Origin of the sequence: Alkalibacterium subtropicum (assembly GCF_900112455.1) — a bacterium.
GTDB lineage: Bacteria > Bacillota > Bacilli > Lactobacillales > Carnobacteriaceae_A > Alkalibacterium > Alkalibacterium subtropicum.
The window spans coordinates 1-14733 of sequence record NZ_FOLT01000011.1 but is presented as its reverse complement, the minus strand read 5'-3'; the positions used below and the strand labels follow the sequence as shown (position 1 = coordinate 14733).

Annotated in this window: 9 protein-coding genes; all 9 read right to left on the bottom strand. The window is 40.8% G+C overall.

Features of this window, described 5'->3' with window-relative positions; genetic code table 11:
- Window positions 1–518: 518 nt before the first annotated feature.
- The 9 genes from BM049_RS09405 to BM049_RS09365 all read right to left on the bottom strand — a co-directional run bounded on the left by BM049_RS09405 (window position 519) and on the right by BM049_RS09365 (window position 14632).
- Window positions 519–2816 (bottom strand): glycoside hydrolase family 65 protein, encoded by a 2298-nt coding sequence (locus BM049_RS09405; RefSeq protein ID WP_091530937.1) that lies wholly within the window; start codon window positions 2814–2816, stop codon window positions 519–521.
- 244 nt (window positions 2817–3060) lie between these two features.
- Window positions 3061–3948 carry a glucose-1-phosphate thymidylyltransferase RfbA gene (gene rfbA, locus BM049_RS09400; RefSeq protein ID WP_091530936.1) on the bottom strand — a complete coding sequence of 296 codons (888 nt, stop codon included), beginning with the start codon at window positions 3946–3948 and terminating at the stop codon, window positions 3061–3063.
- 18 nt (window positions 3949–3966) lie between these two features.
- Window positions 3967–5109 carry a DegT/DnrJ/EryC1/StrS family aminotransferase gene (locus BM049_RS09395; RefSeq protein ID WP_091530933.1) on the bottom strand — a complete coding sequence of 381 codons (1143 nt, stop codon included), beginning with the start codon at window positions 5107–5109 and terminating at the stop codon, window positions 3967–3969.
- Window positions 5110–5356: 247 nt separating this feature from the next.
- Complete coding sequence (locus tag BM049_RS09390; protein ID WP_091530931.1) at window positions 5357–6391, bottom strand: GNAT family N-acetyltransferase; 1035 nt, start codon at window positions 6389–6391, stop codon at window positions 5357–5359.
- A 658-nt stretch (window positions 6392–7049) separates the two neighbouring features.
- Window positions 7050–8252: an ATP-grasp domain-containing protein gene (locus BM049_RS09385; RefSeq protein ID WP_091530929.1), complete on the bottom strand. Its 1203-nt coding sequence runs from the start codon at window positions 8250–8252 to the stop codon at window positions 7050–7052.
- 195 nt (window positions 8253–8447) lie between these two features.
- Window positions 8448–9611 carry a DegT/DnrJ/EryC1/StrS family aminotransferase gene (locus BM049_RS09380; RefSeq protein ID WP_091530927.1) on the bottom strand — a complete coding sequence of 388 codons (1164 nt, stop codon included), beginning with the start codon at window positions 9609–9611 and terminating at the stop codon, window positions 8448–8450.
- 72 nt (window positions 9612–9683) lie between these two features.
- Window positions 9684–11156, bottom strand: a complete 1473-nt coding sequence (locus BM049_RS09375; RefSeq protein WP_281242227.1) for a lipopolysaccharide biosynthesis protein — start codon at window positions 11154–11156, stop codon at window positions 9684–9686.
- 252 nt (window positions 11157–11408) lie between these two features.
- Complete coding sequence (locus tag BM049_RS09370; RefSeq protein WP_091530923.1) at window positions 11409–11840, bottom strand: GNAT family N-acetyltransferase; 432 nt, start codon at window positions 11838–11840, stop codon at window positions 11409–11411.
- Window positions 11841–12310: 470 nt separating this feature from the next.
- The gene (locus tag BM049_RS09365) at window positions 12311–14632 is read right to left on the bottom strand and encodes a glycoside hydrolase family 31 protein (protein ID WP_091530921.1); all 2322 of its coding nucleotides are present in this window, start codon (window positions 14630–14632) and stop codon (window positions 12311–12313) included.
- Window positions 14633–14733 lie beyond the last annotated feature (101 nt).

Genomic DNA, 14733 nt, shown 5'->3' with positions numbered 1-14733 from the left:
TGGTTGTATAAGTGGCCCGTTACTGCTGTCAGGCCTGTCAGTTGTCCCAACTATGAACGATTGGATCAACTGACAGGTTTAAGCGACCCTGGTATGCTCAACATAAGCTATGTTCTGTCCGGTAAACTTTTTTGTCACTTCGGGTGGGCAGTAAAAAGACCAACTTCTACCCACCCAGAGCAGTATTAGGTTGGAGTGGCAAACAAAACCGGTCTCTTTTACCTTCTCAAATCGATCGACACAACCGGTAGTAAGTAAAAGACTGTTTTATTGCCATCTCAGTGTGTGTCTCGAGCTGGGCTGGCCTTACTTCCCCTTTACTATTACCACCGGCTGGCAAAACATTTCGAGCAGGCATAACTGAAACAATTTCGACCTACTCATGAAAAAGCCGACAATGAGCGGTTCGAAAATACGGGCCATACTCGCTGACAGCGAGTATGCTCAAAACAAAAGAGGATCTGGAGAAATAAGGGTGCTGACCAGTCAAGGTCAGCACCCTTTTCGTATAGTGTTGCCTATTTCAAATGCTTCTCTTCATCAAAGTGTCTGATAACGAGCGGTTCACCTTTGATCAGAGTGTACTCAGTATCATCTTTGCTGATCGATACTTTGATCAGGCGATGACGGAACTGGACTTTAAAGGTGACGCAGGTCCAGTCTTTGGGCAGCCGCGGTCTGAAATGGAGCCTGTCTTCCACTAGACGCATGCCTCCAAAACCATTGACCATGCTCATCCAGGTACCGCCCATATTAGCCGCATGCACCCCATCTCTCGTGTTGCTCTGCAAGTCAGTAATATCCATCAGAGCCGTGTCCATGAAATAGTTATAGGCTTTTTCCATCTGACCGAGGTCACTGGCCATCATGCCGAACACCGAACGCGACAAGGATGAATCGTGCGTCGTGACCGATTCATAGTAGTCGTAGTCTCTGGCTTTCTGTTCCTGTGAAAACTCATCCGGGAACAGAAACTGGGCCAGCACCGTATCCGCCTGTTTATTGACCTGATAGCGGTAGATCGTCAGCGGATGATAATGCAGCAGCAGCGGGAAGTTCTCTTTCGGCGTGTTTTCGATGTCCCACACTTCTTTATGGAAGAAACTGTCATCCTGCATCGTCAGCTGCTGTTCATCATCGTAAGGCAGGAACATTTTATCAGCCGCTTTTTTCCAGTTCTCAAGTTCTGCTTTATCATAACCGATACGCTTCAGGACGCCTAAACCATCTTCGTCATTCGACTCCAAAACGGCTTCGACCATCTCAGCGGCATACTTGAAATTATGCTTGGCCATGAGATTCGTGTAATAGTTGTTATTGACAATGGCCGTATATTCATCCGGCCCGGTCACATCATTCAGGACGAACGCGCCTTTTCGCTTCTCGTCGAAATGTCCCCAGCCGGCATAGAACCTTGCAGTCTCTACCAAAATCTCAAGCCCTTCTTTCATACCGAACCGTTTGTCCCCAGTTGCCTTGACGTAGGTGTGAACGGCATGAGCAATATCACCATTGATATGGATCTGAGCGGTCCCGGCAGGATAATACGGACTGGCTTCTTTCCCGTTGATGGTACGCCAGGCAAAGAGTGCGCCATTATCGACGGCCATTTCCCTTGCTCTGTTCCGGGCTTCCTCAAGGATCGTATAGCGATAATTTAAAAGATGTTTGGCGATTTTAGGCTGCGTATACAAGAAAAACGGCAGCATATACATTTCTGTGTCCCAGAAATAGTGTCCTTCATAGCCTTCACCCGACAATCCTTTGGCGGACATGTTTCGCTTACCATCGCGGCCGGCTGCCTGATACAGATGAAACAGATTGAAGCGCAGCCCAACCTGTAGTTCGTCATCTCCGACGATCTCAATATCAGAAAGTTCCCAGAACTCTTCCATATGCGCGATATGCTTTTCTTTGAGCCCTTTGAAACCGATTGCTGACGCTTCGTTTAAGATCGTGGTCAGTCTTTGTGCTTTATCTTCTATTTTTGACTCCTCATGAAAGATGTTGCTATAGGCAATCAATCGTTCAAGCTGTATCGTATCGCCTTTTTTCGTTTCCAGCTTCCAGCTTTCCGCCCCATCTTCAAAATGTGACTGCACTGAAGGATCAGAGAGCTGATTCTTTTCTCCAACAATCAGATGCAGGTGTGTATTATTTGTTTCTATATGCAACAGCTGGTTGTCGAAGTCTTCCAGACGCTTGGACTGGAAGCGCCTCTCTTTGTGTGCCTTGATTCGCGGATCATTGCTTTCTTCCTCTGTGATATTTCCCAGCTCTTTTAAATCATCAAGATTCGCAACCATCTGAAGGTCACAGCCATCATCCTGTGGGGTAAGTGTGATGTTCTGCGCCAGCAGCTCAGGATAATCGTAAGAGACGAACCGCTCGATCTTGACGTCCAGTTTATGTCCCTGCGTATTTTCCCAAGTAAACGAACGGGTAAGCAGTCCTTTTTTCAGATCGAGCTGACGCTTATGGTTAGTGGTCTTCCCCGTTGTCAGATCAAACAAGTCATTCTCTAAACGGATAGCCAGTTTTTTTCCATTGGGCACGGGGATGACGGTCTGGTGTTCTTTAGCATAACCGTATGCCCACTCCCCGTACTGGATTGGTTCGCTGTCGTAGTAGGCATTGACAAGCGTCGCTTCGCTGTGACTGTATTCCTTTGTCCGCTCCGCTTCTTCCAGACTCCCTCGTGTCCCGATGTGACCGTTGGACAATGCAAACAACGTCTCATTCTGTCTGATCGTTTTCGCATCTGTTCCTTCTTCTGTCACAATCCATTTTGAGTCTTTAGTGGTTTTTGCACTCATATGTTTCTCCCCTTTTGTAAATCTTATTATAAATATAGTGTAAATCTAATAGATTTAGATTTACACTATATTGTTTGACAGATGTTTTAGAGTCATCCCAATAATAACTATAACGAAGTGAAATAATGAATATAATTTGATCTTTTTGACAAACTCAAATGATATTCATAAATATAAGATACCTCTATTTACTGTTCATCCCGAAATATTTTATTACAGCCTAGTCGGCGAAGAACAAATTCCCCTACAAAGTCATTTTCCATTTCACTACTTCAAGCAATTTCAGCAGATACTGACCATAGTCAGTTTTGATCAACGCTTCGCCTGTCTCTCTTAACAGTTCATCACTGAGGAATCCTCTTCGCCAGGCAATTTCTTCAATACAGGAAATGTAAAGTCCCTGTCTGGTCTGAATCGTTTCGACATACTCTGCCGCTTTCAGCATCCCTTCCGGGGTTCCCGTATCCAACCATGCCATCCCACGTCCTAGAGGTAAGACAGATAAATCACCCATTTCCATATAGGCATTGTTGATAGCCGTAATTTCGATTTCTCCCCTTTCTGATGGCATAACTGATTTGGCAAAGTCAACGACTCGGTTATCGTAGAAATACAAGCCAGGAACGGCGAAACTCGATTTAGGATTTAACGGTTTTTCTTCAATGGATAAGGCTTTGAAATTATCATCAAATTCGACTACACCGAATGCTCTGGGATCCTTGACCTCATAACCAAAAACGACTGCCCCTGTGTTGATCTCTTGAGCTCTCATCAGCACTTTAGTAAAGTCCTGCCCATAGAAAAAGTTATCTCCTAAAATCAGACAGACGTCATCGTTGCCAATAAAATCCTCCCCGATAATAAAGGCATCGGCTAAACCGTTAGGAGAATCCTGTATCGCGTAAGATAAACGAATCCCCAGTCGCCTTCCGTCTCCCAGTAATTTTTCGAAAATCGGTGTATCTTCGGGGGTAGAAATAATCAGTATATCGCTGATCCCTGCAAGTAATAACGTACTTAATGGATAATAAATCATCGGCTTATCATATATAGGGAGTAACTGTTTGGAAATCGCTTGTGTCATTGGATACAACCGTGTTCCTCTGCCGCCTGCTAGAATAATACCTTTCATCGATATTCCACCTTTCGATTATAGAGTGGTCCCCATGTGTGCCTGAGTATTTTTTGATTTAGTATAATAAAGATCTTGAATAAGTTGACAAATGTGCTCTGCTGCTTCCAGAGATAAATCAGCATAAAGCGGTAGCGTGATCACTTGGGAAGCGATTTTTTTAGCAATGGGTGTTTCAGTGCTATTTTCCAGATGACTGTAACAGGCATAATCACTAACGAGCGGGTAAAAATATTTACGAACGAAAATATTATGCTTGCCTAATTGAGCAACGACCTCATCTCGATCCCATCCTTCTCCTTCAAAGACCACAGGGAAATAAGCATAGTTCGGTTTAACACCCTCCTGCACTGCCATGAGTTTCAGACCCGGTATTCCTTCTAACCTTTCTCTATATATATTGACGATTTTTTCTCTCTTACTTATTTCATCTTTCAAATGATGCAGATTGCAGATCCCCATAGCAGCTTGAAACTCATTCATTTTTGCATTGCCTCCAACAAATTCAACGGTTTCCGGACCTGTTATGCCAAAGTTTTTCAGCTGAGAGAGTCTTTCTTTAAGTTGAGCATCTTGAAAAGTGACACAACCGCCTTCGATCGTATTAAACACTTTAGTGGCATGAAAACTGAACATCGAGGCATCGCCAAAGTTTCCGATCCCTCTTCCCTTGACTTCTACACCAAAAGCATGAGCTGCGTCATAGATGACTTTTAAATTATGCTTTTTAGCAATACGTTCAATTTCTTCCGTATCACAGACCGTCCCGTAAACATGAACCGGAATAATGGCTGATGTTCTTTCTGTTATCAATTGCTCCAGTTTATTAGGATCAAGCGTAAAGGTTTCGGGATCGATGTCACAAAAAACTGGGATAAGGTTGTTTCGAACTATCGCATGAGTGGTGGATGCGAATGTAAAGGGTGTAGTGATCACTTCACCGGCTAACCCAAATGACTCTATGGCATTTTCTAGTGCCAGATGGCCATTAGTAAATAATGATACATATGGCGTGTGGAGGTACTCCTCCAGCATACTTGTCAATTTTTCATGTTTTGAACCCATATTGGTTAACCAGTGCGAGTCCCATATATCACTGATTTCATCTACATACTCTTTAAACAAAGGTAAAGAAGATTTAGTGACGGGTATGTCCGACATAACATTTCAACTCCTATAGAATGCTTTTGACCGTTCAATGTCCTTGCATCAATGTTGCTTAAAGTGCAACTAGAATAGTTTAGTAATATTTTTATGAAACTAAGAAGCAGAAACAAGATAGACATGAACAAACTTACAGTTGGCTCTCTCAATGCAGTAAGTATGGAATAGTCTCAGAAAATAAGGTAAAGTGATCGTCTGCTTCCTATGTCGAATTGCAGAGGTTATCTTGGCGGTAAATGACTGTTTACATGCGATAAAGCGGGAAAAAACTTGATTCTGTATCAATATCACCTTTTGAAGCGCTCATTTCCACCAGCTTGTTGTATACATCCAGATCATGCACTTTTTTACCGACATGGAACGGATAAACCCCCTGCTTGTCAAATTTCTTTTTATACCTGTACAAACCATCATTTCCTTTATACCCCCCACCTAAAGTATAGTAATCAAGGCCTTTTTCTTTAAGGTATTGAATGACATTATACTGAAGGAAAGTTGATGCATCCGTGCTTAAGTATTCTTGAAGAGTGCCGCCTAGAAAGAAATAGGCGTATTTTTCTCCAAATAAAACCAAAATCGATGAGACCGTTTTGTCTTCATATACAGCATTGGCATAGATAAATTGATCTTTTAAATGATGGTGCAGCTTTTCGAAAAATTTCTTATCAAAGTAGTAAAAATCTTTCGCGTTATTTCTATCCATTGTTTCTGTGTATACATTGAGAAAATCGTCCACACTTTCTCCAGACGTATCAAAGGAGACATGTAATCCTAGTCTTTCAGCTTTTCTAGCTGCTCTGGAAATCGTATTATGGAAATTACAGTCGATTGGGTCGTTCAGATTTCTTGATATATGCGACCCGATCAAACCAATTTCGCCATAAAAATATTTTTTTATTTCCTCATTCTCAAATAAATGAAACCGGATGAATTCGCTGACTATATCATTAGTTTGACAATAGTCATGAAATGCCTTGAAGTAAGTATCGAGCAGGGCCTCACTATCAGTGACATTGGAGATTTCAAGTCCACCGTAACCATAGGCTGTAGTAATATCATAGAACTGTTTTCCTTCCACTAAGAAAGGTATTTTACGTTTAATAAACGTATAGTCGACTATTCCATACTCATTCTCAAAGGTATAGGATACTGCCTCTCCGTTTTCTATCTCCTCATACAGTTGTGCGTATGTGTAAGAAGAGTAAATATCTTTATAGTTCAGAGGATTATTGAGGGTTTTACTCTGAATGCGGTGTCCATTTACTACACTTATTTCCATAGCTATCACTCACCTTTACTAAATAGTTAAAGAGTTTAGATTTTCTGTGCGGCAATTATAATCAATTTATACATGATCAAAGAGTGTCGAGATAAATATTGATGTAAAAATTATAGGTCGATTATCCAGCAGATTTTAACTGGGATGATGCTCGCATAATTTCATCCGCTGGAGCATCAGTCTTTGTACTAACGGATATCAAAGGTCAGGAATATAAGGGGGGAGCAATCAATAATGAAGAAATCTATTGACTAGCCCCAAGATAGAGCAGGAGTACGTTGACTAGAATGGTTTTGAGTTTAAGGCTGATCAGACTGGAAGTATCGGTTGATGCAGTAATAAATTTGAATTGAAGTGACTTTTCGAGGCAGTAGTAGGATCACTCGATGTGGAAAATGTCGGGTGTTCGGTTGTGACTATTTATTCTCTGAGTTGGTTTATTGATCTAATTAAAATATATTTTTAGATTGTGATAGATTAATTTTTAAACATACATAAAGTCTAAGTTTGAATCGATCATTTGTCAAACGTAAGCTATTTGTCTGTTAAAACCGGGCGTTCAGTGGGATGTCCAGCAGAAGTTGTTTGTTTCTCACCTTTCTGCTTAACCTCTGTTAAGTCTTCTCATAATAAACTCCCCGGAATAGAAAGATACTTTTTATTGATTATCCAATTCGATTTCAAGATAATCTTCTATGTTATTCAGGATCGTCTTTTCTTCTTTTAAACTGTTAAATTTTAAAAAGATGATACCAATTGCTTTTTTTGAGTTGTCAAACATTTCTACCATATCACCCTTCTTCAAATTCATAAACTCATGAACGATTTTATCTTTGATCCCGTTTTTGTATTTAATGTTACACAATTTCCCTTTTCTATTTGAATGTATAACGTACGTTGAACAGTATGGCGCAATATTTTTGACTTGTAAATCAATATCGTAATTGCCGATAGAGGTTTCAACCAAAGTAGAAATCAGATCTATTCCGGTTGCCATTCTTAGTAACTGTGGAATCATATTGCCGCCGTTTCTGGGTCCAATTTCAATAATATAAAGTTCCCCCTGTTTGTCAAACATCAGCTCTAAGTTGAATCCGCCAAATTTAATGTCAAGAATGTCCATTACTCGTTGAACTGTTTCATTCACTTCTCCAACCTGTTTTTCATCAAGATAAACGGGATAACTTGTACCCGTTGGTATATACGGACTTATGATGGCCCCACGGTAACTGTTCAATAATCCCATAAATTCAACTTTACCATCGAGCACGAACGCATCACCGGCAATCATACACTCGTGATTCATTTCCACGTATTCCTCAATGATTACTTTTTTTTCATTTGAAATTTGAATGGCATTCATGAATGCTTGTTTAAAATGCTTCAGATCCTCGATCTTTACGACACCAGAACTGCCGGCGGAATCAACGGGCTTGACCATGAAAGGTATTTTAAACCGGTCAATTTCTCTTACGGCACTTTCATACGAATGAAAGCTGACTGCCTTCGGGCAATTAAAATGATTCTTTTGCAGAAAATGGCGGAACAAATCTTTTCTGCTCAAGGTTAATACAGATTCATATGGATTTGAAGGTATATTGAGTCTGTTCCCAACATATGCCGCAGTCAATGCTATGATGTCCGACGAAAATGAAATAATACCGTCAATGTTTTTTTCCCTGGCTAATTCAAGGATCGCTTCTTTATCGGTGGCACTGGTGCTAAAGTATTCATCAGCAAACTCACGGCCCGGATTGTCTAATAAATAATCACAAAGAATAATATAATACCCCTTTTCCTTAGCATAATTTAAAAGAGGGAGCATTTTTTCGGCCCCACCTAAAACTAAAATTTTTTTCATACTGTATCCATTCCCCTCAGATTGTTCTGTATACATAAAAATTTATGATAAAGTCCGACTAACTGACTGTTCGTTCAAACATATAATTAAGTATAAATGGTTTAAGTTTAATAACAGCGCCTAGTGTCATAGTTGGATGGCTCGATACGCTGACATGTGCTTTGTCTCGTCAGCGCGAAGCCTTGTACCACTATATTAAAGCTTATCCTCGCGCCCAACTCTTTCCGAGCCCTGCTGAATACTTTGTGATCCGCCTTCAATCAGTATGGCATGAATTCTGTCAACATCATCATGTTTCAGATCGGCATACATAGGTAATGCTAATACATTATCAGCTATGTATCTCGACACTGGAATATCAGCCTCGCCATAATGATCTTTATAGCAATCATAGTCTGTCATAAGTGGATAAAAATACTTTTTTGGATGAATATCATTCTTGATAAACGAATCGAATAAGTCGTCTCTCGAGAGTCCATAGTTATCCGGATCGATAACTATAGGGAAATAGGTATAATTTTTCTCTATAGTTGGCATGTCACCAATAGTCCTAACACCTTTTACATCACTCAATTTGTCTAAATAGTAATGATAGATAGACTTTCTCTTTTCTATCTCAGCCTGGTAGTGTCTCAGATTACATAATCCCATTGAGGCCTGGAATTCATTCATTTTTGCATTGATTCCGACTATATTTCTACCGCCACCCCTTTTATTTATACATCCGAATGTTCTAAGTTTCATCAACTTTTCTTTCATGAGGTCATCATTAAAAGTAACTGCACCACCTTCAATCGTGTGAAACGATTTAGTAGCATGCAGGCTGAACATAGAGGCGTCACCGAATGTGCCTATTCCTTTTCCGCCAACTTTCACACCAAACGATTGGGCTGCATCGTATATAACTTTCAGGTTGTGCTTCTCTGCGATTTTATCGATTTTTTCTACATCACATGGATTGCCAAATATGTGAACAGGGAGAATTGCAGATGTTTTTTCAGTTATCAGCTCTTCGATTTTATCTGCATCGATCGTCATGTCGTAGCGATTGATATCACAAAAGACTGGGGTCAATCCGTTGCGAACAATCGCATGTGTCGTTGAGGGAAACGTAAACGCAGTGGTAATGACTTCGCCCGACAGATCCATCATATTTATAAGGAGTTCCAAAGCTAAATGACCATTTACAAATAATTCCAGATTCTTGACATCCAGAAACTCCTTCATTTTCACTTCCAGTTCATTATGTTTGCTTCCGTTATTTGTCAGCCAATGGGTATCCCACAATTCTCTGATTTCTTCGGCATATTCTTCAAATGGCGGCATCGATGATTTAACCACCTTGATCGATTCTTTCATTTACCTGATACTCCCTTCACACTATTGGTTAGACTGAATACCATGTCCGAATAAATCACATGATTGATTACTTTATACAGATGCTTTTCTTTTTTCTAGAATCAGTTGCCTGACCGTTTCTAATAAATAACCATAACTTTCATTCTTGAATATTTTTGCCAGCCCTATATAAATAACCGTACCGGCAAAGACCTGAATAACAAGAATCTGCCATTCTGCTATATTTAAATAGTTCATACTGTATACAATGCTCCCCATAATCATGGAAATATAAAAGGAGGGCATGATATCTGTTAACTGTTCTTTATAACTGTAATTCAGAATTTGTTTGTTGGGGTATGCATTGATAAACGTTGAAATAATCCCGCTCAACACTTGAACCATGGCTATAGCGTATACGCCGAAAGGTAAGCTGACAGCTAAGATCGTAAGGCCGATCAGCTTTTTTATGACCTCGAGTTTTAAAAATATATCGCTTCTTCCCATAGCATTGATCGCCTGGAGATTAGCTGTGTGTATGGGCATCAAGGCGTATGAAATACTGAACATCTGTAAAAATGGTACAGCGGGAATCCATTTATCTGTCAGTATAAGAATAACCAAGGGTTCAGCGACCACTGCCAAACCGATCATCATAGGGAAAATAAGAAAAGAACTGGTTACGATCGATCTACGCATCATTTCCTTCGCCCTTTTTCGGTCGTCCTGCAGTGCTGATAAGGTGGGCAGCATCACAGCATCTATCGATCCATTTATGTTATTCACAATTAATTTAGGGAATTGCTCACCTCTGTTATAGAATCCTAAAGCTGATGAACTATATAGTCTACCAATAAACAACGTCCTGATTTCGAGATAAAAAACATTCAACAATGATGAAGCTAATAATTTCCAGCCGAAAGTAAACAAATCTTTTACTTTAGCGAGCGAAAATACTAACTTAGGTCTCCATTCAATCGTAAACCACATAATGACCGAAATGGAGATTTGGTTTGTTAACTGTTGAATGACCAATGCCCATATCCCTAATCCATTATAGGCGGCAGCCACACCTAAAACCCCAGATATAAACATCGCACCTAAACTGCTTTTAAACAGCTTCTTAAATTGAAGGTTCCTGGAAACAAATGAATATTGAATCGAATTAAATGCTCCTGTAAACAAAATGAGGGACAAAATTCTTAAAACAGGTATTAATACGGGCATGCTATAAAAAGATGCAATAGCCGGTGATATGAGAAAAATAAGTGAATACAAAACGGCAGCAATCATTAAACTTAAGTAAAAAATCGACGAAAAATCTTCTTCATCCACATTCTTTTTTTGAATCAATGCCGTTCCAAACCCACTTTGAACAAACACTTGGGCCACATGTATGAACACCATAACTATCGCGATCGTACCGAACTGTTCTGGCAATAGTAATCTTGCTAAAACAATCTGAATGATAAATTGTATGCCTTGGGTCCCTCCACCTTCCATGAGCCTCCAGAAAAGTGAAGATATAATAGTCGTTTTATTATGTGATTTCCCTATGATGTCCACCTTCTTTCTCTAGTAGTCAAGGTGATATAAAATAATCAAAAACTTAAAAGCAGCAACCTGATATTGACTCCTTGATCTATCTTAAACAGGATCTCCTTCAGAAAATCAAGTCAAGAACGGTCATCCCCCAATGAGAGCGTTATTAATTTCATGACTACTCCTCACTGTTCATTTTTTACTGACGTATAAAGATTTAGAAACTAGACTAGCTGGTCATGCCTTAACTATAATTTGTTGGTGCAGATTAATTGTTCACAGTTGCTTTTGCATATAAAAATTATTATCTGATGTTTCCTCAATGATTTTGAAATCGTTTTTTTTATAAAAACTGATAGCTGATACATTATTTTTTTCAACTTCTAACTCAACTGTATTTATCTTAACTTCTCTGATTTTTTCGATACATCTATCAAAAAGTGCCTGAGCATTTTTTCTGCCCTGATACTCTGGCACTACCGCCAACAATGTGATATAAGCGTATGCCTGCTTCTCATCACCTAAATAGAAAGAGATGAACCCAACCACCTCGCAATCTTTTATAGCAGCGTATGTCACCGCATTATTTACGAGTTTTTCTGCATAATCCTTTAAACCACGCGCCTTCTCAGAAAGAGAGGGAGAAAACACAGTGTCAAATTTGATCAAAAGCTGATACATTGTATCTACATCTGATATTTCGTTCATAATAATCACTGACCTCTGTTTAAGATGTGTTTAACACAATAACTTGAAATAATCTGCTAGGATATGAAAAAAATGAATGAAAGTCATTCCACCCTGTATCTGAGAATAATCTAAAAAAGGGAGTAAATGACGGGAGGCTCTCTGTAGTAAACGCTGAAGAAAAAGTATATAAATGATTATATAATCTTATGTATATAATAATGGATTGTCTTCTATTTGAGAAGTCAAACCACTTTCGATCAGTAAAATGTCTCAAGGGATTCCCAGCAGAAATTTCCTGCTTCTTCATTCTACTGTTGAACTCCTCTAAATCCTGTTCTTTCCAGATCGATTATAGCTTAAGTCTTATTAGGTGAAGAAAGAAAAGGCTGACCGCGAAGAAAACAGGCCCCTATTCTCTGTGAATAAGGACCTATTTCAAATTCGATCATCTTTAAATACCTTTTTCTAATCATTGTAAAGGGCTTTTATCAGCTGTTCTTAATATAAAGCAGTTCAAACAACGACTGACTGAGCTGTTCTTCTTCCAGTTCATTCAGTAATGAAAGCAGACTGAAGTCGGACAAGTCGCTGTTAAAGGAAATGAGCAGGTCGTCTTTCAGGAAATAGCCGACTTGGGCTTTGTCCAGACGCTTGAATAGTTCCACACTGATGTCCTGGTTTTCGATAATTCTGAATTTCGAATATTTCACGATCATCTCTTTCCCTTTATCCGGGAGGAAGGTGACTGTCGTTCTGTTGACTTCGTTGTCGACGGCCTTGTCAAGCACTGTTCCGTTTTCTACATCCAGGATGTTCACTTCTTCAGACGCATTAAAATGAATGATATGTCTGCGCTCTTCCGGCAGCACGTTCCTGTTGTCTTCGATCCGCAGGGTCAGCGACTGTTCCAGTTCATTCAATTCGAAGGTCGTTACTGCTCTGCCTTCTTCTCTGTCTTCGATCAGATCGAATGAGTTGCTTCTATCCGGATAGATGAGCCATTCGATATTTACAGGAAGCTTGTGGGCATCCGTTTCCGTCGGTCTCGGATCAAGCGGAATGATACTCCCTTCTTTGGCAAAGACCGGGATCGTCGTTTCGTCTCTGAAAACGTTCAGTTCAGTCTGACCTTTATATCTGAAGTTGGAGAACACATCGAACCAGTGTCCTTCGGGGAAATAGAAGACTTCACTGCCGTAGACGGTTTCTTCGTCTTTCTTACTCGTTATCGGCAGAACGAGCAGTTCGCTTCCAAAGAAGTATTCATTTTTGATAGCGTAAGCTGACTCTTCATGCGGATACTTGTAGTACACCGGCTGAATCACTGGGATCCCCTTTTCGCTGTTCAACACGTTCATCGTATAGAGATAGGGAATCAGTGCGTGACGCAGTCTCAGGAACGTCGTCATATCATCACGGATGTTGACGCTATACTTCCAGGGCTCCTTACTTGAAAAGGCACTGTTCGAGCTGTGCAGACGGTTGATCGGACTGAATACACCGAACTGGAACCATCTCAGCGTCAGCTCTTCATCTTTATACCCTTTGAAATGCCCGCCGATATCATGACTCCACCAAGTGTAGCCGATATTGGAAGACGTGGCTGTGAGATACGGCTGAAAACGCAGGGAATCCCACGTTATGATCGCATCGCCTGAAAAGCCGACGGGATAGCGGTGGCTGCCTGGTCCGCCGTAACGCGACAGGATCAGACCGTCTTTGCCGCGCTCTTTCATATCCTTGAAATGATAATGATTAAGTAGCCACAGGGGATCGATATCGCTGCTGCTGAATTCACCCTGCTGCCAGTCGATCCACCAGAAATCGACGCCCTGCTCTTCCAGTGGGTGGTGGACATCTTCAAAATAGACTTGTCGGAAGTCCTCATCCATCAAATCAAAATGAGCCGGTTCTTCGATCTCTGTGTTAAGATCCAGCTTTTCAGCAATGACTTCATACTGCTCTTCAAAAGCCCTTATACCGTCTGCCGGATGGACATTCAGCGTGACTGCAAGACCTTTGTCCTGCAGCGTTTGTAAAAACCGCTCCGGATCGGGAAACAATTCTTTGTTCCAGGTATAGCCTGTCCAGCCGCTGCCGTATTTCGACGGCACATCCGTCAGGTGCCAGTCCATGTCGATGACGCTGACGGCAAGCGGGATTTCGTCTTCTTCAAACTTATCGATCAGTTTCATATAGGATTGTTCTGTGTATTTCCAGTAGCGGCTCCACCAGTTGCCTAAAGCGTAACGCGGCAATAGAGGCGGATGCCCGGATAAGCGGTAAAAATCCTGAACGGCTTTCAAATACTCTCTGCCATAAGCAAAAAAGTACATATCCGTCTGCGTGTGATTCTTCACCTTGATGTTTTCATTTTCGTCAAAAACAAAAGACCGCGAATCATCAAGCGTCGCGTAGCCGTATTTAGAAATGATACTCTCTTCTAGCGGTGCCTCGCCATCCACTCGGTCAACGGTCCGCAATGCCCCTTTGAGCGTCGGAATGTACTGACCATAATACCACCTGTTCGTATAATTCGTATAGTTGTACCTAACATCTATCGACAAATTCTTTGGAGAAAACTCTTTCTCTTTCATGTAGCGCAGATGGAAGGAATCCGTGATGATCTCGATCATCTGATGGGTTTCCTTCAGCTCATAATCCACTTCGCCGAGCTCCCGGTTCTTCACGATCTGTGTTGGCCGGTCCTCAAAAATGCCGTTTTTAGAATACTCCATGCGCACCAGTTTATTGGTCAGCACGGTAAAACGATAGGTGTTTCCCTTGATGATATTTTTTAGTTGGTTCATACAATACTCCTTGTATATTATATTTAGGGTTTTAACCTTCCGGTTTTTACTGGATAACCCTATGAACCTCTTTTCGATTACCTCATCTCGTAAGATATGAG